This is a genomic window from Agromyces excoecariae, assembly GCF_051715505.1.
Lineage (GTDB): Bacteria > Actinomycetota > Actinomycetes > Actinomycetales > Microbacteriaceae > Agromyces.
On sequence record NZ_JBPSLA010000004.1, the window covers coordinates 266,298 to 286,686 of the forward strand.

Here is a 20,389-nt window from a genome sequence, read left to right on the forward strand (position 1 = left end):
TCCGTCAGAGCAGTCGACCGATCAGGCGCGCCGCGCGCGCCGCGCCATCCGTCTCGACGTCGCGATAGTCGACCGTGCGCCCGAGCTCTTCGGCCATGGCCGCGGCGAGCCGCTCGGGCTCGAGGTCGTCGTACTCCATGAAGCGGCCCGCGCGGTACCGGTCGAGCCGGGCGCGCACGTGGAAGCGCTGCTCGAAGTGCTCCTGCAGCGGAACGTAGATGAAGGGCACCTTGGCGGCGGTCAACTCCATCGTCGTGGTCAGGCCGCCCTGCACGATCGCGAGGTCGCACGCGGCGAGGTGCTCGTGCAGGTTCGGGACGTACGCGCGGTACTCGACGCCCGGCACCTGCGGGAGGGTCGCCGGGTCGATGCGCGGCCCGGTCACCACGATCATCCGCAGGTCCGGGACGACCCGGTGCGCGGCGTCCGCGGCCGCGACCACGCGGCGGAGCATCGAGACGCCGACGCCCGAGCCGCCGACCGCGACGATGACGACGCGCTCGTCGGGGCGGTAGCCGAAGCGCTCCCGCAGTTCGCCCTTCTCGCCGAGTGCGGCCGGGTCGAAACCGGTGATGTAGCCGGAGAAGTCGAAGTGCTCCTCGGTCCAGTCCCGGATCCGCGGCAGGCCGGGGCCGAACGTGTCGGGGACGATGTCGTCGGCGGAGCCGACGAAGACCGCGGCGTCGCGCACGCGCCCGAAGCGGTCGACGTGCTCGATCATCTCGAGGTTGTAGTCGGCTGCGACCGCCGCCTCGCGCGGGCCCCTGGACGGCATCGGCAGGTAGCCGACGAAGTCGGTCATCCAGGCGAACGCGCCTCGCTTGAGGTTCGGGTTCTCGAACAGGTAGTGGTCGACGTCCCACGCCTCGTCGGCGATCACCAGGTCGTACTCCCCCGACGCGACGACCTCCTCGAACACCATGAAGTTGTGCAGCAGGATCTCATCCATGTCGCGGAGCGACTGGAACACCGCGAGGTCGTGGTCGCCGCTGTCGTGCTCGATGTGGGTGGACTCACTGGCGAGCGCGGCGGATGCCGGGTGCAGGCGCTCGTCCGAGGCCGCGAGCACCCGGGTCACCGGGTCCTGGGCGAGCCAGTCGATGCGCGCGTTCGGATGCAGGGCGCGGAGCTCCCGTGCGATCGCGAGGTCGCGTCGTGCGTGACCGAGCCCGATCGGCGATGACAGGTAGAGCACCGTCTGCTCGCGGCCCGGACCCACCCACCAGGTGGCGTCGAGCCGGGTCGTGCCGAAGACGCGGTCCGCGAAGGCGCGGATGGCGTGGTTCACGCGCACCGGGAAGCGCACGTGCGGCGCGTGCCCGGCGTGCTCGATCTCGAGCAGCTCGGCGCCGGGGAGGATCTGCTGCATCACGCCGGAGGACGCGAACGACGTGATGCGGTCCTCCGTGCCGTGGATGAGCAGCGTCGGGGTCGTCACCGTCTCGAGGCGGCTCCGGAGTTCATCGACCGTGAGCTCGTCGTAGTCGTCCGTGATCGACCACGCCAGCACGTCGGGTCGCTGGTCGAGCCCCCAGTCGACGAGGTCGTCCCACGCCTTCGTCGAATGCGGGTCGGAGGCGACCTGCGACATGAAGAACTCGACGAAGTCGGGCCAGTCCCGCTTCCAGTAGTCGGCGTCGAACTTCGCCCAGCCCTCGGGCTGCGGGTTCGACCGGGGGTCGTACGGGATGCCGGGGCTCCGCGCCGTCAGCGGCACGATCCACGGGTGGTGACCGGCGATCGAGACGATCCCGAGGACACGCTCCGGATGCGTCGCCACGAGGTTGATCGCGATCTCGCCGCCCATCGAGTAGCCGACCACCACGGCCGCCTCGGTCTCCGTCGCATCGAGCACGGCGACCGCGTCGGCGATCCGGTGTCCGAAGCTGTACCGCGCCGGCTCGAGCGGTCGCGACGAGCGACCGGCGCCGACCGCGTCGTAGATCACGACGCGGAAGTGCCGCGCGAGGTAGGGCAGCTGCATCTTCCAGACGCGTTCGTGGACGAGCTCCCACGTCGGCAGGAGCAGGATCGTCGGGCCGGCCTCGCCGTAGACCTCGTAGTGGATGGTCGCGCCGGCCCGCTCGACGTCGCCCTCGACCGTCGGCGTCGCGACCTCCATCAGGCGACCACCCGGTCCATGGCCCGCTCGCCGGCCTCGATGAGGGTGCCGATCGCCCGCAGCGACTCGCGCAGCGGCAGTTCGTCCTCGTGGCCGGAGAGGATCAGGAGCTCGGCGCCGATGAACGCCGCCGAGGTCAGCGCCACGACCTGGTCGATGCTGAGCGGCCCGAACGAGAAGCCCTGGTCGGCGTGACGCCGGGCCGCAGTGGTCAGCACCTCGGACCAGCCGTGGATGATGTCGTGCACGCGCTCGCCGATGAGCTCGTTCGACAGCCCCGCCGCCATCATCTCGAGCAGCACCCGCACGTAGCCGGAGTCGAGGTCGTCGTCGAGGTAGTCGCACGCCGTCGCCCACTGCTGCGAGAGCGGCTCGTCCTCGGCGTACATCGCGCCCTGCCGCTCGAGCAACTGCGCGTTCGCGGCGTCGAGCATGCTCAGCACGAGCAGCTCCTTCGAGCCGAAGTGGTAATGGATCTGCGAGAGCGGCACGCCGGCGAGATCGGCGACCTTGCGCGTCGAGAGGGCCGCATAGCCCTGCTCGACGACGAGCCGGCGGGTCGCGTCGAGGATGCTGGCGACGGTCGTGTTCGTCGGCATGACGCCTTCCTCCAATTCGTTCGGTCGATCGACCGATTTCACCTCGAAGCTACTCCGCCGATCAGCGTGCGTCAAGACCCCGGCCGCCCGGTCCCCCGGCACCGCGTGCCAGGCCGACGTCGGTCCAGGGCCTGCCCGCGCAGTCAGCCCCGCGCGTCCTCCAGGTGCGGCGCGCCGCGGCCCAGCACCTTGACGACGAGGTTATGACGGCGGAGGGTGCGGATCGTGCGGGCGACCTCCTCGGGCGACCGGCCGAGGGCCTGCTCGTTCACCACCACGAGCACGTCGCCCGCCTGCAGCGTGGCGAACAGCCGGCCGAGGCGCTGTTCCCAGGTCTCGGGCATGTCGGGCGTCGGGTACCGGAAGTCGAGGATCTGCACGCCGAAGCGGGTCAGCGCGGTGCGCTGCTCGAGGATGGGCGGCATGTCGTCGCGCGGCACGACGAGGCCGACGAGACGCGAACCCTCGGGCCGCGCCTTCCACCAGTCGTGGTTCTGCTGCAGCTCGACGAAGCACTCGGGGCAGCCGATCGCATGGTGTCCGGGCGTGTGCATGCCGACAGCGGCATCCGTCGCGGCATCCGTCGTCGCATCCGCCTGTCGCTCACCCATGTCGATCACCCTCGTCGTCGCCGTCCGCGTCACGATCCATTGTCGCCGACGGTGCGCCATCGGCGTACGCTGACCCCGATCGCGCGCCCGCGCGATTCGGACGAGGGGGTTCCGATGGCCGAGCTCGCGGCGATCCAGCCGTGCCTGTGGTTCGACGCCCAGGCGCGCGAGGCGATGGAGTACTACGTCGAGGTGTTCCCGAACTCCTCGATCGACGGGATCGACGAGTACCCCGACGAGTCGCTCGACGAGCACTTCCAGGGCATGTCGGGCAAGGTGCTGAACGGGCGGTTCACCCTGAACGGCGTGCCGTTCACCTGCCTCGACGGCGGCCCGCTGTTCACCTTCAACGAGTCGATCTCGTTCATCGTCGCCTGCGCCGACCAGGCCGAGATCGACCACTACTGGGAGAAGCTCTCGCACGTGCCGGCCGCCGAGGCGTGCGGCTGGTGCAAGGACCGCTACGGGGTCAGCTGGCAGGTCGTCCCGGCGAACATGGGCGAGCTCACGCGCCGACCGGAGCAGCTCCAGGTCATGATGCGGCAGAGGAAGATCGTGATCGCCGAGCTCGAGGGCGCGTGAGCGACGGATGGCACGCAACCCCGACATCCCCGACGCGTTCGACGTCGTCACCGTCGTCGTCCTGCGGCGACCTGCCGACGCCCCCGAGATGCCCGAGGCCGACCTCGACGCCCTGCAGGCGCGCCACCTCGCCTACCGGGCCGAACTGCGCCGGAGCGGCGTGATCGTCGCCAACGGCCCGTTCGGCGAGCAGAGCGACCCGTCGTACCGCGGCATGTCGGTCTTCGCGTGCGATCCCGCCGAGGCCGCGCGGCTCTCGGACGGCGACCCGTCGGTCATCGCCGGACGCCTCTCCTACGACGTCATGGAGTGGTGGGTCGCCGCGGATTCGGTCGCGTTCCCGCAGGCGGGCGGGCCGGTCGGCGAACGCCGGGTCATGCCCGACTGAGGACGCAGGGCCGCCACGACGACGCGCCCCACGCGGTTCGGCGCGCCCGCACGCCGCACGAGGGTCGATCCCGACGGCCGTGCCCATCCGGGCCCACCACGCCGTCGCCGAATGCGAGGAGAGGTCCCCTGATGCACGCCATGAATGCCCGGAACCGGCGCCGCACGTTCCGCGTCGCGCTGGTCGCCGCGGGCTGCGGAGAGCGGGCTATGCGGAGGTGGCTGCGACGCGCGCTCGACGCCATCCGGTGACGAGCAGCCAGACCGTGAACGACAGCTCGGCCACGACCGATGGGACCAGGACGACCATGAGCATGACGTCGGCGACTGCCGCGTAGTCGGGAAGAAGGGTCACGGCGAGGGTGTCGAGCCCGTAGGCGACGCCGGCGACGATGAGCGTCCACCCGAGCCAGACGGGGGCGATGCGCGACGCGACGATCATCCGGCCGAGGAGCACGAGGTGCACGCCGAAGGCGAAGAGGCCGACGAGCCACGCGTAGTCGAACGCCTCGAACATGAGCAGGCCGGCCTCGGGGCCCATCGTGCCGGTGCTGGGGCCGCCGGTGACGAGCTGCAGGCCAAGGAACATGAAGACCGCGGCGACGCCGAGCATCACGGTGTAGACCAGGCGGAACCACGCGGCCAGCAGCGAGCGGTCGCGCCCCGCGGGCCGGAACAGCACGTACAGCGCCCACGCGATGGGCACGTCGATGAGGAAGACGACGACGAATGCGGCGAGCCCGGCGCGGAAGAGCGACTCGGATGCCGCGACATCCGCCGCCGTGGCCGCGGCGTCGCCCGGGTGGACGAGCGACTCGCGGACGACGAAGTTGGCGAAGATCGCGAGCACGAAGATGGCGAGGTAGCCGAGGCCCGCGATGCGGGCGGCGCGACGGCGGGACCGCACGTCGTCGACGGCGACCTCGGGCCGGGTGAGTTCGGTGGTGGGCATGGGGTCCTCCAGATGGGATTGCATGGTTCGGACGGTCGTGGGGTTCGAGTGGATCGGATCGAGGGTCAGCGGCCGACGCGGAAGACGGCCTTGCCCGGGATGCGCCCTGCGACGAGGTCGCGCATGGCGTCGCGCACGTCGGCGAGCGGGTAGGTGCGACCGACGGTCGCGGTGAGCTCGCCGTCGGCGAGCAGCGAGGCGAGGCGCTCGATGCCCTGCTGCTCGTGGCTCGAGATGAAGAACGTGAGGCGCTTGCGCGTGAAGAGCGAGCGCAGCGGAGCGCCGAGCTGACGCTGCAGGCCGCCGGTCAGTCGCCCGCCCCCCTCGCCGCCGACGATCACGAGCGTTCCCCTCGGGGAGAGGATCCGCTGCAGGCGTCGCACGGGCAGCCGGCCGTTGATGTCGACGATCAGGTCGTATCGCTCGGCACCCCTCGAGACGTCGGTCGTGCGGTAGTCGATGACGCGAGCCGCGCCGAGCGAGCGGACGTGCTCGGCCTTCGCGGCGCTCGCGACGCCGGTGACCTCGGCGCCGGCGCGTGCCGCGAGCTGGACCGCGTACCCGCCCACGCCGCCGGAGGCGCCGATCACGAGCACCCGCGCGCCGGCGGCGACGCGGCCGCTGCCGTGGACCGCCTGGTGCGCGGTGAGCCCGGAGACCGGGACCACCGCGGCCTCCTCGAAGGAGACCGACCGCGGCTTGCGAGCCAGGGTGGATGCCTCGGCGAGCGCGTACTCGGCGAAGCTGCCGTCGGCGATGCCGAACACCTCGTCGCCGACGGCGAACCGGTCGACGCCCTCGCCGACGGCGACGACGACGCCCGCGACGTCGAAGCCGGGCACGGGCTGGGTCGGCCGGCGGAGGCCGAACATGAGGCGCGTGAGGTAGGGCAGCCCGGTCATGAGGTGCCAGGTGCCGCGATCGAGCCCGGCGGCGCGGACCTCGAGGAGCACCTGGCCGGCCCCGGGGCGCGGCACCTCGATGCGGTCGACGTCGAGCACGTCGACGTCGCCGTAGGCGCGCTGCACGACGGCCGCCATCGTCGCGGGTGCGACGCGGCCGGCCTCGGTGGCGGCGATCGGCGTGAGCGTCGTCGTGGTCGTGGTGTCGGTCTGGGTCTGCATGTCCTTCTCCTCGAGTCAAAATCGTACTTAGTACGACGGAACGTGCGACACGCTACTCGTACTTAGTACGATGAGTCAAGACCGAACGAGAGAATGGATGCCATGACCGACCCCACGACGGCCGAGCGCACCCACGTCCGCGGCTCGCTGAACCGCGACCGGGTGCTGCACGGCGCGCTCGAGTTCGCCGACCGGGAGGGCATCGAGCCCCTCACCATCCGTCGGCTCGCCGACCACCTCGGCGTCAAGCCGATGACGATCTACCACTACGTCCCGAACAAGGAGGCGATCGTCGACGGCATGATCGACCTCGTCTTCGACGAGATCGAGCGGCCGCCGGCCGACGGCGCCTGGCGAGCGGGCATCCGCTCGCGTGCCGCCTCCCTCAGGGAGGTGCTGCGACGCCACCCCTGGGCGACGCCGCTCATGGAGTCGCGGACGAACCCGGGCGCCGCCACGCTCGGCCACCACGACGCCGTGCTCGCCTGCTGGTACCGATCCGGGCTCCCGATCGAGCTCATCGCGCACGGCCTCGCCGTCGTCGACGCGTTCGTCTACGGGTTCGCGCTGCAGGAGGCGGCGCTGCCGTTCGGCGACCACCAGGGCGACCTGACCGACGCCGCCGAGGAGATCATCCTCCCGCTTCCGACCGGCGAGCACCCGCACCTCGTCCGCTTCACGCAGGAGTACGTGCTGCAGCCGGGCTACGACTTCGGGCGGTCCTTCGACTTCGGCCTCGACCTCATCCTCGACGGGATCGAGGCTGCGGCCGCCCGCGAACAGCACGCCGGCGAGGACTGATCGGTCACACGCCGGCGGGTGCTCCGGTCGGAGCTTCCAGGGGCCGGCGTGGCTCGCCACCTGAGCGAGAGGATCACCGCATGGACGACGGCGACGAACTCGAGGGCGCGCTCGCCGTGTTCTCCGCCGTGCGCGGACGGCTCTTCGGCATCGCGTACCGCATGCTCGGCAGCGCGACCGACGCCGAGGACATCGTGCAGGAGGCGTGGCTGCGCTGGCAGCGCACGGACCGGAGCGTGGTGGAGGATCCGCCCCCCTTCCTCGCGACCGTCGACACCGGGGATTCCGGTGGCGGCTCGGCGCGCGGACGCGCCCGGGTCGTCCGCGCGCTCGAACGGCTGCTCGTCGGCCGGAGCGATGCCGAACTCGAACCGTCAGCGGTGAACGGATGCCCCGGGCTCGCGCTCCGCCGCGCCGACGGTGCGGTGATCGGCGTGCTCGCGCTCGAGGTCGTCGGGCGCTCCGACGCTGACGCGCCCGTCGGCGACGAGGGCATGGTCGCCGAGCTCTGGCTCCAGACGGCGCCGCCGAAGTTCGAGCACTGGAATCGGCGCGGCGGCACGCCAGGTGCCCTCCGGCCTACAGCCCCTCCGCGATCTCCTTGATCGCGGCCAGGCGGCGATCCCACTCCGCGCCGATGGCCTCGAGCCGGCGCGCGGTCTCGCCGAGCTGCGATCCGAGCACGCGGTAGCGCACCTCGCGGCCGACGCGGATCGGCTCGACGAGGCCGACCTCCTGCAGCACGGCGAGGTGCTTGGCGATCGCCTGCCGGGTGACGGGCAGGCGCCCGGCGAGGGCCGACGCGGATGCGTCGCCCTCGCCGAGTGCGGCCAGGATGCTCCACCGGGTCTCGTCGCCGAGTGCGGCGAACACCGGGACCAGCGTCCCCGTGGTCATGCGGCGCCCTCGGCGCCGGCGAGCGCGTCGGCGGCCGCCTCACCTTCGAGCAGCGCGACGAGCTTGTCGAGCTCGCCGACCCAACCCTTGGCGTGCTCGGCCATGTTCGTCGCGGGGTCGGACGTGCGGTCGAAGCCGGTCTCGACGACCGTGAGCTCGGTGCGGCCGCTCGCCGCACCATCGGTTCCTGCTCCGCCTGCCAGAGGCTCGAGGGTGAAGGTGAACACCGTCGAGGTGGCCTCCTCGACCCGGTCGGGCAGCCGCCCGAGCGCATCGTCGTTGCCCCAGCGGTAGGTGACGGAGCGCGGAGGGTCGATCGCCTCGACGCGGATCGGCACGGCACCGTACCCGTCGAAGGTCATCGTCCCCTCGGCGCCGACGCCGGTGCCCTCGAGCACGGTCCGCCCGAACCAGCGCGAGATGTGCTCGGGCTCGGTGACGGCGGCCCAGACCTTCTCGACGGGCGCGGCGATGCGGATGGTGCGTCGCACGGAGTACGTGCCCTCGTCGACGATGGAGGGCTCGTTGTCGGTCATGTTCACCATGATGGTTCCTTTCGAGTCGAAATGCAACTCCATGGTTGCATGCTGGCAAGAGTTAAGCAACCTTGCGGTTGCAGCTTCAGGGATGACGTGCGACCGCGATCGGTGCACCGGATCCGATCCCATCCGGAGGCGGGTCCGCTCCGAACTCCCTGCACGGGCGCGGACCCGACGCCCGATCGCACGAGGGAGTACGACATGAGGAACGCAACACGCACCATCGCCGCCACCGCGGCGAGCTTCGCCCTGGCACTCGGCGGGGCCACCGCGGCCTACGCCGGCCACGACGCCAACCCCTCCGACAAGGTCGCGAGCTACAGCTACGACCTGAACGCCGTGCAGCCCGCCGACGTGCCCGAGAGCCGCGCGAGCGGCACGACCCGCGTGAAGGCGCTGCCGAACGGCAAGCTCCAGGTCACCGTCGAGGCGTGGGGGCTCTCGCCGAACCTGCCGCACGCGATGCACCTGCACGGCGTCCCTGGCGACGCGACCGACATGGCCTGCCCCGGGCCCGCCGCCGCCGGTCCCGACGGCGTCGTGACCGTCCTCGACGGCGCGCCGTTCTACGGCGGCATCCTGACCTCGCTGACCTCGACGGGCGACGTGTCGCCGGCGAGCGCGCTCGCGCTCGACCGATTCGCGATGGCCGACGCCGACGGCCACCTGTACTACCAGCGCACGTTCACCGACGTTCCCGGCTACACCGACGCCGGTACCGTGCAGGTCGTCGTGCACGGCATCGACTTCGACCGGAACGGCGCATATGCGTTCAACCCGGCCGACCCGTTCTCGAGCCGCTCGTCGTCGCTCGGCGCCGGCATCCCGCTCGAGGCGACGGTGCCGGTGCTCTGCGGCGGCGTCGCGAACTGAGGGGCGCGTCCACGTCGCCAGGACCACAGGCCACGGGTGCCGCGGGGAGGGGGATCCCCGCGGCATCCGTCTGCGCACCCGACCGACGCTGACGTCGGCGCGGACCGCAAGGCCTATCGCAACAGCGGCATTCTTGCCAGACTGCACGCGAGCCCACCAGGCAGGGAGGCCGCCGATGCCGCGTCGCGTCACCACCCGGAACTTCATCCGCGCCGAGTCGGCCCATCAGTTCGCCGAGCAGGCGCGGCGGACGCCCGTGAACCGGTTCCATCACGAACGCGAGCCCCTCGGAGCCGGTCCGGCGATACGTCCCGACCCCGACGTGCTCCACTCGTACGCGCTCGTCGACGTGAGCGAACGCGCGACGGTCTCGCTCGCGCCGTCCGACGAGTACCAGGCCGACGTGCTCGTCGACGAGGCGCACGCCCTGCTCGCCGTCGTCGGCCCCGGCGAGTCGGTGACGGTCGCGAACGCGGACCTCAGCCGCGGAACGCACGTGTACGTGCTCGGGCGCACCGGCCTCGAGGGCGGGCTCGCGCGCGCACGCGAGTTGCAGGACCTCCGGCGGATCAGCGCGGCCTCGTCGCATCCGTATCGTGCGAAGGCCTACGACGAGGCGACCCGACGATCGGTCGCCGCGAGCCTCGCCCGCCGGGTCGGCGAGGTCGACCTCACGCGCGCGTTCGGCAGGAAGCGCGAGACGGACCGCGACGCGCACCTCGTCGGCACGGCGGTCGGCTGGGGCAGCCTGCCGGCCGAGCACGGCGTCTACTTCGAGGCGTCGGCGACGAGCAGCGGATGCGAGATCTGGACGTTCGAGCCTCCCCCCGTCGATCCCGCGCACGGCTCCTATTCGGTGCTGAAGTTCGACGACGCGGGTCGCCTCGATCCGGTCATCGGCGGCTACCCCGGGCGCGAGCTCGTCCGGAACGGCGACGGCAGCATCAGCATCCGGTTCGGCGGTCCGTCGTGCGCGGCGCAGCCGAACGTGATCCCGGCCGCGCCGGGCGAGCGCTTCCGGTACGCGATGCGGATCCGGCGACCCCGGAGCGTCGACCAGGCCCGTGCCTACGTCGCCGCGCTGCGCGCGCAGCCGTTGGAGACCGTGATCGCCTGACGTCGCCCGAGCGACCGCGGTGACCGTCGGTCGGAAGAGCCGAGCCCCGACGGACGGAACTACCCGATCGGCTGGCGGCGGCCCTCGACCGCACCGGGGTCGACGGCAGCGATCGAGCCGTCCGTCGCATCGCCGCCCGCGGCGACCGACGCATCCGATTCCGCCCCGTGCACCGGGTGCGTCCGCTCGAGCGCGGCGCCCTCGACGTCGACGTTCGGGAGGATCCGGTCGAGCCACTTGGGCAGCCACCAGGCGGACTCGCCGAGGAGGTGCATGACGGCGGGGATGAGCAGCATCCTCACGATGAAGGCGTCGAACAGCACGCCGATCGCGAGGCCGAAGCCGAGCGGCCGGACCATCGTGAGGTGCGAGAAGACGAACCCGCCGAACACCGCGGTCATGATGATCGCCGCCGCCGCGACGACGACCCGGCCGTTGCGAAGGCCGGCGACGACCGCGGTACGGGCGGGAACGCCGTGCACGTACGCCTCGCGCATGCCCGAGACGAGGAACAGCTGGTAGTCCATCGCGAGGCCGAACAGCACCCCCATGATGATGATCGGCGCGAAGTTCAGCACGGGGCCCGGGTCGTGCACGCCGAACACGGAGCCGAGCCACCCCCACTGGAAGATCGCGACGATGGCCCCGAACGCGGCGAAGAGCGAGAGCACGAAGCCGGCGGTCGCGACGAGCGGCACGAGGATCGAGCGGAACACCAGGATCAGGATGAGAAGCGAGAGGCCGACGACGAGCGCGAGGTAGACCGGCAGCACGCCGGCGAGCTTCTCGGAGATGTCGATGTTGCCGCTCGCCTGGCCGGCGACGCCGAGGTCGATGTCGCCGTCGACGCCCGCGATGCCGCCGGCGGCGGCGCGTGGCAGGGGCGACAGGTCGCGGAGGTCGTGCACGAGCTGCTCGGTCGACTCGCTCGACGGGCCGTCGACCGGCACCACCTGGAATGCGAGGAAGTCGCGGTCGTCGGAGACGCCGACCGGCACGACCGCCACGACGCCGTCCTGCTCGAGGAGCAGGTCGGCGAGGTCCGCCTGCGTCGCGAGCACGTCGTCCTCGGCGACCCCCGCGGGGAGGGCGGCGGTCACGAGGAGCGGACCGTTCTGCCCGGCGCCGAACGCGTCGGCCACGGCCGTGTACGCCCGGTACTGCGTCGAGTCCGTGGCCTCGGAGGAGCCGTCGGGCAGGCCGAGGCGCATCGACAGCGCGGGGATCGCGACGATGAGCAGCACGATGATCGCGAGGGCGGCGCGGAGCAGCGCGCGCCCCGTCTTCATGGGCTTCAGGTCGGGCCGCGCGTGCGCCTCGTGGCCGACCTGCGCGCGGGCGCGGCGGTTGACGATCCGGATGCCGAGGAGCCCGAGCACGGCGGGCGTGAAGCTCACCGCGAGCAGCACGGCGATGAGCACGCACGCCGCGCCGACGGTGCCCATGACGCCGAGGAAGGGGATGCCGGTGATGTTCAGTGCCAGCAGCGCCACGAGCACGGTCGAGCCGGCGAACACGACCGCGTTGCCCGACGTGCCGTTGGCGAGCGCGATCGACTCGCGGACCTCCATGCCGGCGAGCACCTGGCTGCGATGGCGGTTCATGATGAACAGCGCGTAGTCGATGCCGACCGCGAGCCCGAGCATGACGCCGAGCACCGGGGTGACCGAGGTCATGTCGACGAGACCCGAGAAGGCGAGCGAGCCGGCCACGCCGACCCCCACGCCGATGATCGACGAGACGATCGGCAGCACCGCGGGCAGCAGCGCACGGAACATGACGATGAGCACGAGGAGCGCGAGCACGACGCCGGCGATCTCACCGGGGCCGAGCAGCCCGTCGATGTTCGAGGCGATCTCGGACGAGTAGTCGACCTGCACCCCGTCGATGCCGGCGGCGTCGATGGCCTCGGCGACGGCCGCCTTGGTCTCGGCGGGGAGCGCGAAGAGGTCGTCCTCGAACATCACGACGCCGGTCGCGGTCGCGCCGTCGGTCGAGACGGTCCGGATCTCGGATGCCGCGTCGACGAGCCGCTGGCCGTCCTCGAGCTGCGCGCGCTGGTCGGGCAGCTCGGCCGCCCCGGCCTCCAGCTCGGCGCGCTGCGCGTCGAGTTCGGCGCGGTTCCGGTCGAGCTCGGCCTGCTGTGCGCTGAACTGCGCTTCCGCGAACGCGTAGGTGCCGTCCGCCTGCGCCTGCGCGATCGCCGCGTCGAGTTGGGCCTGTCCGGCGTCGAGCTGCGCCTCGGCGGCGTCGAGCTGCGCCGTGCCGTCGGCGACCTGCCGCTCGGCGGCGTCGAGCTGGGCGACGCCGTCGGCGAGCTGCTGCTCCTGGTCGGCGCGGTCGGCGGCCGCGTCGAACGGGTTCACGACGTCGTCGACGCGGTCGGTTCCGGCGAGGTCGCCGAGCAGCTCGCCGATCTGCTCCACCTGCGCATCCGTGAAGGCGGAGCCGTCCTCGGTCCGGAACACGACGGTGCCGGCCGCACCGCCCAGGCCGTCGAGCTCGTCCGTGAGCTGGGCGTTCACCCGCTCGGTCTCGGTGCCGGGAATGCTCATGGTGGTGGTCACCGTGCCACCGAACGCGAGGAATGCGCCGGCGGCGAGTGCGAGCGCCACGATCCACCCGGTGATCACGGTCCACGATCGCCGCGAGGAGAACCTGCCGAGGCGGTACAGGAGTTCAGCCATGCCGGGCTGCCTTTCGGGTCGCGTGAATAGATCGGCGCACCGTCGAGCCGCCTCGAGAATAACCGACGTATGTCGGAAATCCGACATTCGTCGGTGAACTCGCAGGACCCCGCGGATGACGGCTGGCAGAATCCCACTTGTGGACGTCAGGGTCGAGCGCACGCGGCGCGCATTGCAGGAGGCACTCTTCGCGCTCGCGCGCGAGCATCCGCTCGAGGACGTCACGGTCGCCGACATCGCGACCCGAGCGGGCGTGAACCGCAGCAGCTTCTACCAGCACTACTCCGACAAGGAGACGCTGCTCGCCGACGCGCTCGACGCAGCCGCCGAGCTCGTGGACGCCGACCTGCCCGAGATGACCGAACCCCTCACGGACCCGCCGCAGGCACTCTTCGACTACCTCGTCCACCTCGACGAGAACGCCGAGGTGTACCGCCGCGTGCTCGGCCCGCACGGCTCAGCGGTCGTCATGGCCCGGCTGCGCGGCCGCCTCGAGTCGATCGTGCAGGAGGGCATCGCGAAGACGAGCCCCCCGGCCTTCGAGGGCCTCCCCCTCGACGTCGTCGGCGCGGGCATCGCGGGCTCGGCCCTCGGCGTCATCGAGGCCTGGCTCGCGCGCGAGCCGCGTCCGTCCGTGGAGACCGCGGCGGGCTGGCTCTGGCGCATGCTGCTCGGCCCCGGCGACCCATGGCAGGCGCCCACTTCCCGCTGAATCGCGACGGATGCGGCGTGCACGGGACTCCCGGCCTGAGGACGTAGTCTCATCTCACCGTCCCTTCCTCGAGAGGAGTCGCCCTGTCATGAGCAGCGCCACCGCCCTGGATGTCTTCGACCGTCGCGAGTCCGAGGTGCGCGGCTACGTCCGCGCCTTCCCGACCGTGTTCGACCGGGCGTCGGGCTCGACGCTCGTCGACGCCGACGGCCGCGAGTACCTCGACTTCTTCGCCGGTGCCGGCGTGCTGAACTACGGGCACAACAACCCCGCGTTCACGAGCGCGCTCATCGAGTACCTCGAGCACGGCGGCATCATCCACGGCCTCGACATGGCCACCTCGGCCAAGAAGGCGTTCATCGAGGCGTTCGAGCGACTCGTGCTCGCGCCGCGCGGCCTCGACCACAAGCTCCAGTTCACGGGCCCGACCGGCGCGAACGCCGTCGAGGCGGCGCTCAAGGTCGCCCGCCAGGCGACCGGTCGCTCCAACGTCGTGGCGTTCACGAACGCGTTCCACGGCCTGAGCCTCGGCGGCCTCGCCACGACGGGCAACAGCCACTACCGCGCCGCGGCCGGCGTCGGGCTCGACGACGTCGCCCGCCTGCCGTTCGACGGCTACCTCGGCCCCGACGTCGACACGCTCGACCTGTTCGAGCGGATGCTCGACGACCCCGGTTCGGGGCTCGACCTGCCCGCGGCCGTCATCGTGGAGGCGGTGCAGGGCGAGGGCGGCATCAACGTCGCGAGCCCCGCGTGGTTGCAGCGCCTGCGCGCGATCACGGAGGCGCGCGGCATCCTGCTCATCCTCGACGAGATCCAGGCGGGCGTCGGCCGCACCGGCGCGTTCTTCGCGTTCGAGGAGTCGGGCATCGTGCCCGACATCGTGACGGTCTCGAAGTCGATCTCGGGGTCGGGCCTGCCGATGTCGCTCGTCCTGCTCCGGCCCGAGGTGGACGTCTGGAAGCCGGGCGCGCACACGGGCACCTTCCGCGGCAACAACCTCGCGTTCGTGTCGGCGCGCGTCGCACTCGAGACCTACTGGGCCGACGGCGCGTTCATGGACGACGTCGCCGCGAAGTCGGCCCTCCTCCGCGCCGAGCTCGACGCGATCGCCGCCGAGCACGCCGACCTCGGCTTCGTCGTCCGCGGCCGAGGCCTCTTCCAGGGCATCGCCTGCGACGCCGATCGCACCCTCGCGGGTCGCATCTCGAAGGCGGCGTTCGAGCGCGGCCTCGTGATCGAGACCTCGGGCGCCCACGACGAGGTGCTGAAGTTCCTGCCCGCGCTCACGATCACCGAGGACGAGCTCCGTCGCGGCCTCGCGATCGTGCGCGAGAGCCTCGCCGCGGTCCTCGCCGGCTGAGCCCGGCGCGGCGTCCGCTACGGCGAGACGTCCGACTCGCCGCCGTCCTGCAGGAACGCCAGCACGGCCGCGACCCTTCGGTGCACGCCCGTCTCGGGCAGCCGGAGCTTCGTGAAGATCGCGTTGACGTGCTTCTCGACGGTCGACGACGAGAGGAAGAGCGCCTGCTCGATGCCGGCGTTCGTGCGACCGCGCGCCATCTCGCGCAGCACCTCGAGCTCGCGCGGCGACAGGGCCGAGATCGGGCTCGACGCCGTTGCGCTGCGGCGCCGCACGAGCGTGTCGACGATCTGCGGGTCGATCACCGAACCGCCCGCACGCACCTCGCGCAGGGCGTGCACCAGGTCCTCGAGGTCGCCGATCCGGTCCTTCAGCAGGTAGCCGAGCCCGGCCGATCCGTTCGCGAACAGCGCCATCGCGTAGCTCTCGTCGGCGTGCTGCGAGAGCACGACCACGCCGGTCTCCGGCGAGGAGGCCCGGATGTCGTGCGCGGCCTCGATGCCCTCCATGTGGTGGCCGGGCGGCATCCGGATGTCGGTGAGCACCGCGTCGGGCGATATCCGACGCACCGCATCGCGGAGCTCAGTGCCGTTGCCGACCGAGGCGACGACATCGACCTCGCCCGAATCCTCCAGCAGTCGCCGCACGCCCTCGCGCACGAGGTAGTTGTCCTCGGCGATCACGACGCGCAGCGTCTGGCGCTCATCCACGCGGATCACCCGGTCCACGTGGTGCGACCACGGGCAGTTCGACGAGCACCTGCGTGCCCGACGGCGAGTTCGGACCGACCCGCACGGTGCCGCGCAGCGCGGCGACGCGATCGCGGATGTTCGCGAGCCCGCCGTGCGACGCGCTCAGCACCGCCGTCGCAGAGCCCCCGCCGCCCTCGCCCGCCGCCTCGTCGATCCCGCAACCGTCGTCGCTGATGGCGATGCGCAGCGTGCCGTTCCGACGCGTGAGGGCGACGCTCGCATGCGTCGCGTGCGCGTGCTTCGCGGTGTTCGCGAGGGCCTCCCGCACCACGTAGTACGCCGTCGTCTCGACGTCGTCGGGGAACCGCTCGGCCCGCATCGCGGCATCCGCCTCGACCGCGAGCGGGATCGGGAATCGCGCGACGCCCGACTCGACCGCGGCGACGAGGCCGTTGTCGCTGAGCACCGGCGGGTGGATGCCGCGGGCGAGCTCGCGCAGGTCGGTGAGCGTCGCACGGGCCTGGTCCTGCAGCTCCGTGAGCTCGGCCGCGGTCAGCTCGCCGCGCCCGAGGCGATTGCGTGCGAGCCGGAGGCCCGCGATCTGCGCGACCACGTCCTGCTGGATGCCGTCGTGCAGGTCGCGTTCGAGCCGACGCCGCTCGTCGTCCTGCGCCGCCACGAGGCGCTGGCGCGACGCGGTCAACTCGTCGAGCTGCGCGGCCAGTTGCGCGGTCAGCCGCAGGGTCGCCACGGTGGCCGCGGCCTGGCCGGCGACCGTGCGCAGCAGGGTCCGCTCGTCGTCGGAGTAGTCGCCGCGTCGACGAGGTCCGAGCTCGATGCGTCCGAGCACCGCGTCGCCGTGGACCAGGTCGCACGACTCGACCGGGTCGGGCGCGGCGGCGTCGAGGCGACCGGCGACGACGTCGGGCAGGTCGGCCATGTCGTCGCCGGCGGCGATCCCGTCGACCGGCGCGGCTGCGGCATCCGTCGCCGACGTGCGGATGCGCACCCACGTCGCGTCCAGCCCCGTGCGCACGGCCTCCGCGAGCCTGGCGAGCAGGTCGCTCGGCTCGCCGGCGTGCTCGAGTTGCGTGCCGAGTTCCGCGAGCATCGCGACCTGGCGGTCGCGGTCGCCGAACAGCACGCGGTGCAGCCGGCGTCGGAGCCAGGTGCGGGCCGGGAGCAGCGCGACCGCGACCCCCGTCGTGAGGAGGATCGCCGGGATCGTCCGGAGCGGGGGCGTCAGCAGCACCGCCGGGGTCGCGACCGCGGCCGCATAGACCACGGTGATGAGCAGGTTGGAGGAGCGCTCGACGAGCCTCCCGCGATCGCCGGGCGCGATCTCGAACGCGCCGTAGCGGAGGATCCCGTGGATCGCGGCGATCGGGAGGGCGATGAGCGAGGCGTAGACGAGCGCTTCGATGCCGGGGATCCAGGGCGCGAAGGCCCAGAGGGCGAATGCGACCACGGAGACCGCGATGGTGAGGGCCATGACACGGGTCCGGGCGCGGACCTCCGGGGTTCCGAACAGCGCGCGCGTCCCGATGACGGCGAGCCCGAGCGCCATCGCGACCCACGCCTGGACCGATGCGACCAGCACCACGGGGGCCGCCCACTCCAGCCACGGCACCGCGTACGGGTTCGGGATCGCCTCGCCGCCGAGGCCGAGGTACGGCGACATCACGACGTACGGCGATGTCAGGAGCGTGAGCGGGCCGGCCAACGCGGGCAGCCACAGCAGCGGCATCACCGCGCGCTGCCACCGATGCTCGGGAACGCCGTCGGGAAAGGTCGCGAACACGACGAGGAATGCCGCCGTCGCCACGCCGTCGGCCGTCAGCCCGAGGACGTTGAACAGCGGGAACCAGTCCTCGGCGATGACCTCCGTGTTCCGCTGCACGAAGGTCTCGTACGCCGACCCCGCGAGCAGCGCCGTCGCGGCGAGCGCGATGAACACGGCCGTTCGCGACGACGACACCGTCAGCAGCCACATCCCGAAGACGAACAACGGCAGGATGCCGATGAGCGGCCAGCCGAGGCCGTGATCGACGTTCGCCTCGATGACCCCGCGGACGATGACGACGTACACGAGCGACGCGACCCCGATCGGGCCGAGTACGGCCAGGCACACCCACCTGCGCTCCACGCCTCCATGGTCCTCCTGTCGGCCCGTCCGTGGGAGGGGGTCCTCCGCATGCGCCCTTGGAGGCTGGCCCCCACACGTCCTGCGGGCCGCCGCGTGGCAGGCTCCGGTTCGCCTCGATCCGGCGGACGACCGGCAGCGCGACCCTGTCCCTCGAGCGGATGCCGCATCCGGCGGCCCGCACGAACAGGGAGTGGGACCATGCAGAAGCTCTACACCGGCCTCGCCTGGACCATCGCCGGCGCCGTCGTCGTGCAGGCCTCCGCGATCGCCTTCGCGTTCGGCGGCATGCTGAACCTCGTCTCGGAGGGCGGCGTCGTCGACAAGGCGCTGCTCGAGGGCTTCCAGGCCGCCGGGGTCGGCGAGGCCGGCTTCATGATCCACGGCCTCGTCGGGGGGATGGTGATCCCGCTCGTGGCACTCGTGCTGCTCGTCGTCTCGTTCTTCGTCCGCGTGCGCGGCGCGAAGCTGTGGGCGGCGATCACGTTCGGCCTCGTCGCGCTGCAGGTCGTGCTCGGGTTCTCGATCACCGACGTGCCGTACCTCGGCCTCATCCACGGCGCGAACGCGCTCGCGGTGGTCGCGGCCGCGTCGATCGCGGCGCTGCGCGTCCGGCGCGGAAGCCCCGCCGCCGCCGCGCCGACCACCCACGAGGGGGCGACGTCGGATGCCGTCGCGGCGTGACCTCGTGCGGTGCGGCGCCGTCGCCGTCGCGGTCGTGACCGCGCTCGGCGCCGGCGCCCTCGCGTGGAGCTCCACGCTGCTCGGCGAATACTCGGTCATGGACATGGGTGCCGGCGGACCCGGCGATGCTGCGCACGCGCACGGCACCGCGGCATCCGGCACCGGTTCGGCCCTCGAAGCCGGCGGCGAGGTCGACGTGACGGAACTCGTGGCGGATCCCGACCGCCCGGCCGACGTGCACGTCGACCTCGTCGCGCGCGCCGAGCGCATCGACGTCGCCGGCGGTCGACCGATCGAGGGCTTCACCGTGAACGGCACGTCGCCGGGACCCGAGATCCGCGCGACGCAGGGCGACCTCGTCGAGGTGACGTTCGAGAACGAGTCGGTGGCCGCGGGCGCGACGCTGCACTGGCACGGCATCGACGTGCCGAACTCGTCGGACGGCGTCGCGGGCATCACGCAGGACGCGGTGCCCGTCGGCGGCCGGTTCACGTACCGCTTCGTCGCGGAGGACGCGGGGACCTACTGGTACCACTCCCACCAGGTCTCGCACGACCAGGTCGTCCGCGGCCTGCTGGGCGCGGTCGTGATCGACCCGGCCGATCCGGCCGATGCCGCCCCGGCCGACCTCGACGTCACCGCGGTGCTGCACGTCTACGGCGGGCAGCACACGCTGAACGGCGCCGTCCGGGACGAGCGCGTCGCCGCCGAGCCCGGTTCGACCGTGCGCGTCCGGGTGATCAACACCGACTCCGGCACGGCGGCCGTCTGGTCGTCGTCGCCGTTCCGCGTCGTCGCGATCGACGGTCGCGAGGTGAACGGACCGACCGACGTCGACGGCGAGCGACTGCTGGTGCCCGCGGGCGGCCGAGCGGATGTCGCGGTCGCCGCGCCGCCCGACGGCACCGTGGTGCGCCTGCGCACGGGCGGTGCCCGGAGCCTCCTCATCGGGGATCCCGGCGCCGCCGCGCCATCCGCCCCCCAACCCTCGGAGAGCCTCGACCTGCTCGACTACGGCACGCCCGACCCGGCGGCGATCGGCTTCGACCCGGCCGCGCCCGACCGCAGCTACGAGTACGTCATCGCCAGGCGTCCAGGCATCATCGACGGCCGGCCCGGGTACTTCTGGACCATCAACGGCCGCCTGTTCCCCGACGTGCCCATGTTCGAGGTCGCCGAGGGCGACGTCGTCGCGATGCGCATCCGCAACGATTCGGGCGACGTGCACCCGATGCACCTGCACGGGCACCACGTGGTCGTGCTCGCGCGCGACGGCGTCGCGACCTCGGGCAGCCCGTGGATCGTCGACTCGCTCGACGTGCACCCCGGTGAGAGCTACGACATCGCGTTCCTCGCCGACAACCCCGGCATCTGGAGCGACCACTGCCACACGCTGCAGCACGCGGTGGACGGCCTCATCACACACGTCATGTACGAGGGCGTCACGACGCCGTTCACGATCGGGCCCGAGTCGGGCAACCGGCCCGACTAGCCTCGCCGGGCC

20 protein-coding genes are annotated in these 20,389 nt (G+C 72.1%); 10 read left to right on the plus strand and 10 right to left on the minus strand.

The window, feature by feature from the left end; all coding sequences use genetic code 11:
• Positions 1 to 4 precede the first annotated feature (4 nt).
• The 3 genes from ACSJD1_RS06075 to ACSJD1_RS06085 all read right to left on the minus strand — a co-directional run bounded on the left by ACSJD1_RS06075 (position 5) and on the right by ACSJD1_RS06085 (position 3,332).
• Complete coding sequence (locus ACSJD1_RS06075) at positions 5 to 2,122, minus strand: alpha/beta fold hydrolase (RefSeq protein WP_438854413.1); 2,118 nt, start codon at positions 2,120 to 2,122, stop codon at positions 5 to 7.
• Positions 2,122 to 2,721, minus strand: coding sequence for a TetR/AcrR family transcriptional regulator (locus ACSJD1_RS06080; RefSeq protein ID WP_438854414.1), 600 nt, complete (start codon positions 2,719 to 2,721; stop codon positions 2,122 to 2,124). Before ACSJD1_RS06080 ends, ACSJD1_RS06075 begins: the two co-directional genes overlap by 1 nt.
• A 143-nt stretch (positions 2,722 to 2,864) precedes the next feature.
• Complete coding sequence (locus ACSJD1_RS06085; RefSeq protein ID WP_438854415.1) at positions 2,865 to 3,332, minus strand: recombinase family protein; 468 nt, start codon at positions 3,330 to 3,332, stop codon at positions 2,865 to 2,867.
• A 114-nt stretch (positions 3,333 to 3,446) separates the two neighbouring features.
• Here ACSJD1_RS06085 and ACSJD1_RS06090 point away from each other — a divergent pair, with 114 nt between their 5' ends.
• Together ACSJD1_RS06090 and ACSJD1_RS06095 are read left to right on the plus strand one after the other, a co-directional pair.
• A complete protein-coding gene (locus tag ACSJD1_RS06090; RefSeq protein WP_438854416.1) occupies positions 3,447 to 3,914 on the plus strand; it encodes a VOC family protein in 468 nt (155 codons plus the stop codon).
• 7 nt (positions 3,915 to 3,921) lie between these two features.
• The gene (locus ACSJD1_RS06095; RefSeq protein WP_438854417.1) at positions 3,922 to 4,302 is read left to right on the plus strand and encodes a YciI family protein; all 381 of its coding nucleotides are present in this window, start codon (positions 3,922 to 3,924) and stop codon (positions 4,300 to 4,302) included.
• 207 nt (positions 4,303 to 4,509) lie between these two features.
• Here ACSJD1_RS06095 and ACSJD1_RS06100 read toward each other — a convergent pair whose 3' ends face one another.
• Both ACSJD1_RS06100 and ACSJD1_RS06105 read right to left on the minus strand, forming a co-directional pair.
• Positions 4,510 to 5,253: a DUF4386 domain-containing protein gene (locus tag ACSJD1_RS06100; protein WP_438854418.1), complete on the minus strand. Its 744-nt coding sequence runs from the start codon at positions 5,251 to 5,253 to the stop codon at positions 4,510 to 4,512.
• A 65-nt stretch (positions 5,254 to 5,318) separates the two neighbouring features.
• The gene (locus ACSJD1_RS06105; RefSeq protein ID WP_438854419.1) at positions 5,319 to 6,377 is read right to left on the minus strand and encodes an NAD(P)-dependent alcohol dehydrogenase; all 1,059 of its coding nucleotides are present in this window, start codon (positions 6,375 to 6,377) and stop codon (positions 5,319 to 5,321) included.
• A 102-nt stretch (positions 6,378 to 6,479) separates the two neighbouring features.
• Between ACSJD1_RS06105 and ACSJD1_RS06110 the strand changes: the two genes are divergently transcribed.
• On the plus strand, positions 6,480 to 7,178 hold the full coding sequence (locus ACSJD1_RS06110) for a TetR/AcrR family transcriptional regulator (RefSeq protein WP_438854420.1): 699 nt from the start codon (positions 6,480 to 6,482) through the stop codon (positions 7,176 to 7,178).
• An 80-nt stretch (positions 7,179 to 7,258) separates the two neighbouring features.
• On the plus strand, positions 7,259 to 7,783 hold the full coding sequence (locus ACSJD1_RS06115) for a sigma factor (protein ID WP_438854421.1): 525 nt from the start codon (positions 7,259 to 7,261) through the stop codon (positions 7,781 to 7,783).
• Here the strand turns inward: ACSJD1_RS06115 and ACSJD1_RS06120 are convergent.
• Both ACSJD1_RS06120 and ACSJD1_RS06125 read right to left on the minus strand, forming a co-directional pair.
• Complete coding sequence (locus tag ACSJD1_RS06120) at positions 7,758 to 8,075, minus strand: ArsR/SmtB family transcription factor (protein ID WP_129233485.1); 318 nt, start codon at positions 8,073 to 8,075, stop codon at positions 7,758 to 7,760. The two genes, ACSJD1_RS06115 and ACSJD1_RS06120, sit on opposite strands and share 26 nt — an antisense overlap.
• The gene (locus ACSJD1_RS06125) at positions 8,072 to 8,611 is read right to left on the minus strand and encodes an SRPBCC domain-containing protein (protein WP_438854422.1); all 540 of its coding nucleotides are present in this window, start codon (positions 8,609 to 8,611) and stop codon (positions 8,072 to 8,074) included. The genes ACSJD1_RS06120 and ACSJD1_RS06125 overlap by 4 nt, the downstream gene beginning before the upstream one ends.
• Before the next feature lie 204 nt (positions 8,612 to 8,815).
• Here ACSJD1_RS06125 and ACSJD1_RS06130 point away from each other — a divergent pair, with 204 nt between their 5' ends.
• Together ACSJD1_RS06130 and ACSJD1_RS06135 are read left to right on the plus strand one after the other, a co-directional pair.
• Positions 8,816 to 9,487 carry a hypothetical protein gene (locus ACSJD1_RS06130; RefSeq protein WP_438854423.1) on the plus strand — a complete coding sequence of 224 codons (672 nt, stop codon included), beginning with the start codon at positions 8,816 to 8,818 and terminating at the stop codon, positions 9,485 to 9,487.
• A 175-nt stretch (positions 9,488 to 9,662) separates the two neighbouring features.
• Positions 9,663 to 10,604, plus strand: coding sequence for a hypothetical protein (locus ACSJD1_RS06135; RefSeq protein ID WP_438854424.1), 942 nt, complete (start codon positions 9,663 to 9,665; stop codon positions 10,602 to 10,604).
• A 59-nt stretch (positions 10,605 to 10,663) separates the two neighbouring features.
• On the opposite strand, the gene ACSJD1_RS06140 is transcribed toward ACSJD1_RS06135, so the two are convergent.
• Positions 10,664 to 13,291, minus strand: coding sequence for an MMPL family transporter (locus tag ACSJD1_RS06140; protein WP_438854425.1), 2,628 nt, complete (start codon positions 13,289 to 13,291; stop codon positions 10,664 to 10,666).
• 115 nt (positions 13,292 to 13,406) lie between these two features.
• Here ACSJD1_RS06140 and ACSJD1_RS06145 point away from each other — a divergent pair, with 115 nt between their 5' ends.
• Both ACSJD1_RS06145 and ectB read left to right on the plus strand, forming a co-directional pair.
• Positions 13,407 to 14,003: a TetR/AcrR family transcriptional regulator gene (locus tag ACSJD1_RS06145; protein WP_438854426.1), complete on the plus strand. Its 597-nt coding sequence runs from the start codon at positions 13,407 to 13,409 to the stop codon at positions 14,001 to 14,003.
• 88 nt (positions 14,004 to 14,091) lie between these two features.
• Positions 14,092 to 15,366: a diaminobutyrate--2-oxoglutarate transaminase gene (gene ectB / locus ACSJD1_RS06150; RefSeq protein WP_438854427.1), complete on the plus strand. Its 1,275-nt coding sequence runs from the start codon at positions 14,092 to 14,094 to the stop codon at positions 15,364 to 15,366.
• A gap of 17 nt (positions 15,367 to 15,383) precedes the next feature.
• On the opposite strand, the gene ACSJD1_RS06155 is transcribed toward ectB, so the two are convergent.
• The gene (locus ACSJD1_RS06155; RefSeq protein WP_438854428.1) at positions 15,384 to 16,076 is read right to left on the minus strand and encodes a response regulator; all 693 of its coding nucleotides are present in this window, start codon (positions 16,074 to 16,076) and stop codon (positions 15,384 to 15,386) included.
• Complete coding sequence (locus tag ACSJD1_RS06160; protein ID WP_438854429.1) at positions 16,069 to 18,204, minus strand: ATP-binding protein; 2,136 nt, start codon at positions 18,202 to 18,204, stop codon at positions 16,069 to 16,071. Before ACSJD1_RS06160 ends, ACSJD1_RS06155 begins: the two co-directional genes overlap by 8 nt.
• A gap of 198 nt (positions 18,205 to 18,402) precedes the next feature.
• Here ACSJD1_RS06160 and ACSJD1_RS06165 point away from each other — a divergent pair, with 198 nt between their 5' ends.
• Entirely contained in the window at positions 18,403 to 18,885 is a 483-nt protein-coding gene (locus ACSJD1_RS06165) for a hypothetical protein (protein WP_438854430.1), read from the plus strand.
• A complete protein-coding gene (locus ACSJD1_RS06170) occupies positions 18,869 to 20,377 on the plus strand; it encodes a multicopper oxidase family protein (RefSeq protein ID WP_438854431.1) in 1,509 nt (502 codons plus the stop codon). The genes ACSJD1_RS06165 and ACSJD1_RS06170 overlap by 17 nt, the downstream gene beginning before the upstream one ends.
• Positions 20,378 to 20,389: the final 12 nt, after the last annotated feature.

Coding starts and splice junctions, on each gene's coding strand:
- ACSJD1_RS06115 (WP_438854421.1), top strand. CDS start 7,259: ATGGACGACGGCGACGAACTCGAGGGCGCGCTCGCCGTGTTCTCCGCC.
- ACSJD1_RS06090 (WP_438854416.1), top strand. CDS start 3,447: ATGGCCGAGCTCGCGGCGATCCAGCCGTGCCTGTGGTTCGACGCCCAG.
- ACSJD1_RS06105 (WP_438854419.1), bottom strand. CDS start 6,377: ATGCAGACCCAGACCGACACCACGACCACGACGACGCTCACGCCGATC.
- ACSJD1_RS06130 (WP_438854423.1), top strand. CDS start 8,816: ATGAGGAACGCAACACGCACCATCGCCGCCACCGCGGCGAGCTTCGCC.
- ACSJD1_RS06075 (WP_438854413.1), bottom strand. CDS start 2,122: ATGGAGGTCGCGACGCCGACGGTCGAGGGCGACGTCGAGCGGGCCGGC.
- ACSJD1_RS06140 (WP_438854425.1), bottom strand. CDS start 13,291: ATGGCTGAACTCCTGTACCGCCTCGGCAGGTTCTCCTCGCGGCGATCG.
- ACSJD1_RS06100 (WP_438854418.1), bottom strand. CDS start 5,253: ATGCCCACCACCGAACTCACCCGGCCCGAGGTCGCCGTCGACGACGTG.
- ACSJD1_RS06165 (WP_438854430.1), top strand. CDS start 18,403: ATGCAGAAGCTCTACACCGGCCTCGCCTGGACCATCGCCGGCGCCGTC.
- ACSJD1_RS06085 (WP_438854415.1), bottom strand. CDS start 3,332: ATGGGTGAGCGACAGGCGGATGCGACGACGGATGCCGCGACGGATGCC.
- ACSJD1_RS06135 (WP_438854424.1), top strand. CDS start 9,663: ATGCCGCGTCGCGTCACCACCCGGAACTTCATCCGCGCCGAGTCGGCC.
- ACSJD1_RS06125 (WP_438854422.1), bottom strand. CDS start 8,611: ATGACCGACAACGAGCCCTCCATCGTCGACGAGGGCACGTACTCCGTG.
- ACSJD1_RS06080 (WP_438854414.1), bottom strand. CDS start 2,721: ATGCCGACGAACACGACCGTCGCCAGCATCCTCGACGCGACCCGCCGG.
- ectB (WP_438854427.1), top strand. CDS start 14,092: ATGAGCAGCGCCACCGCCCTGGATGTCTTCGACCGTCGCGAGTCCGAG.
- ACSJD1_RS06110 (WP_438854420.1), top strand. CDS start 6,480: ATGACCGACCCCACGACGGCCGAGCGCACCCACGTCCGCGGCTCGCTG.
- ACSJD1_RS06120 (WP_129233485.1), bottom strand. CDS start 8,075: ATGACCACGGGGACGCTGGTCCCGGTGTTCGCCGCACTCGGCGACGAG.
- ACSJD1_RS06170 (WP_438854431.1), top strand. CDS start 18,869: ATGCCGTCGCGGCGTGACCTCGTGCGGTGCGGCGCCGTCGCCGTCGCG.
- ACSJD1_RS06145 (WP_438854426.1), top strand. CDS start 13,407: ATGACGGCTGGCAGAATCCCACTTGTGGACGTCAGGGTCGAGCGCACG.
- ACSJD1_RS06095 (WP_438854417.1), top strand. CDS start 3,922: ATGGCACGCAACCCCGACATCCCCGACGCGTTCGACGTCGTCACCGTC.